The organism is Spirulina sp. CCY15215, assembly GCF_016888125.1.
Taxonomy (GTDB): Bacteria; Cyanobacteriota; Cyanobacteriia; order Cyanobacteriales; family Spirulinaceae; genus CCY15215.
This window is the reverse complement of sequence record NZ_JACSWA010000369.1, coordinates 1-1,836: the sequence shown is the minus strand read 5'-3', so window position 1 is coordinate 1,836 and position 1,836 is coordinate 1. Positions and strand designations below refer to the sequence as shown.

Annotated in this window: 1 tRNA gene and 1 rRNA gene; both read left to right on the top strand. The window is 52.3% G+C overall.

What is annotated here, in order from left to right:
- Positions 1-146: 146 nt before the first annotated feature.
- A 16S ribosomal RNA gene (locus JUI58_RS10380) occupies positions 147-1,636 on the top strand.
- A 111-nt stretch (positions 1,637-1,747) separates the two neighbouring features.
- Positions 1,748-1,821 (top strand) — tRNA-Ile (locus tag JUI58_RS10375).
- The last annotated feature ends 15 nt before the right edge of the window (positions 1,822-1,836 follow it).

The following is a 1,836-nucleotide window of genomic DNA, read 5'->3' as shown; positions in this document are numbered from 1 at the left end:
GCTACCTTAGTAAATGCGCGGTTGAGAGAGCAACCGGAAACGGGGTTCTCAAAAACAGCGCGCCGAACCAAGAAAAAAGAATAAGTTTGAAAGTATAATACACATCCTCGTCAAAAAAGAAAAGAGTAAAAGGAAATAATTTCCACAAAATGGAGAGTTTGATCCTGGCTCAGGATGAACGCTGGCGGTATGCTTAACACATGCAAGTCGAACGGTCTCTTCGGAGATAGTGGCGGACGGGTGAGTAACGCGTGAGAATCTGCCTCTAGGTCGGGGACAACAGTTGGAAACGACTGCTAATCCCGGATGAGCCGGAAGGTAAAAGATTTATTGCCTAGAGAAGAGCTCGCGTCCGATTAGTTAGTTGGTGGGGTAAAGGCCTACCAAGACAGCGATCGGTAGCTGGTCTGAGAGGACGATCAGCCACACTGGGACTGAGACACGGCCCAGACTCCTACGGGAGGCAGCAGTGGGGAATTTTCCGCAATGGGCGAAAGCCTGACGGAGCAATACCGCGTGCGGGAGGAAGGCCCTTGGGTCGTAAACCGCTTTTATCAGGGAAGAAGTTCTGACGGTACCTGATGAAAAAGCCTCGGCTAACTCCGTGCCAGCAGCCGCGGTAATACGGAGGAGGCAAGCGTTATCCGGAATTATTGGGCGTAAAGCGTCCGCAGGTGGTATTGTAAGTCTGCTGTCAAAGACAGAAGCTCAACTTCTGAAAGGCAGTGGAAACTGCAAAACTAGAGTACAGTAGGGGTAGAGGGAATTCCCAGTGTAGCGGTGAAATGCGTAGAGATTGGGAAGAACACCGGTGGCGAAGGCGCTCTGCTGGGCTGTAACTGACACTGAGGGACGAAAGCTAGGGGAGCGAATGGGATTAGATACCCCAGTAGTCCTAGCCGTAAACGATGGAAACTAGGCGTGGCTTGTATCGACCCGAGCCGTGCCGAAGCTAACGCGTTAAGTTTCCCGCCTGGGGAGTACGCACGCAAGTGTGAAACTCAAAGGAATTGACGGGGGCCCGCACAAGCGGTGGAGTATGTGGTTTAATTCGATGCAACGCGAAGAACCTTACCAAGGCTTGACATCTGGCGAATCTCGATGAAAGTTGAGAGTGCCTTAGGGAACGCCAAGACAGGTGGTGCATGGCTGTCGTCAGCTCGTGTCGTGAGATGTTGGGTTAAGTCCCGCAACGAGCGCAACCCTCGTCCTTAGTTGCTAGCGATTAAATCGCGCACTCTAGGGAGACTGCCGGGGACAACTCGGAGGAAGGTGGGGATGACGTCAAGTCAGCATGCCCCTTACGCCTTGGGCTACACACGTACTACAATGGTCGAGACAAAGGGCAGCAAACCGGCGACGGCAAGCGAATCCCAGCAAACTCGGTCACAGTTCGGATTGCAGGCTGAAACTCGCCTGCATGAAGTAGGAATCGCTAGTAATCGCAGGTCAGCATACTGCGGTGAATCCGTTCCCGGGCCTTGTACACACCGCCCGTCACACCATGGAAGCTGGCAACATCCGAAGTCGTTACTCCAACCGTTCGCGGAGGAGGGCGCCGAAGGTGGGGCTAGTGACTGGGGTGAAGTCGTAACAAGGTAGCCGTACCGGAAGGTGTGGCTGGATCACCTCCTTTATAGGGAGACCCGCTTCGATTATCAATAAAAAGATAGTTGATAATTGAAACAATCCCGAGGTCGAACGAAGATGTTAAAAACTTTCAAACTTAATTCTGTTCGGTTCAAATGGGCTATTAGCTCAGGTGGTTAGAGCGCACCCCTGATAAGGGTGAGGTCCCTGGTTCAAGTCCAGGATGGCCCAGACGAGAAAAAAGTA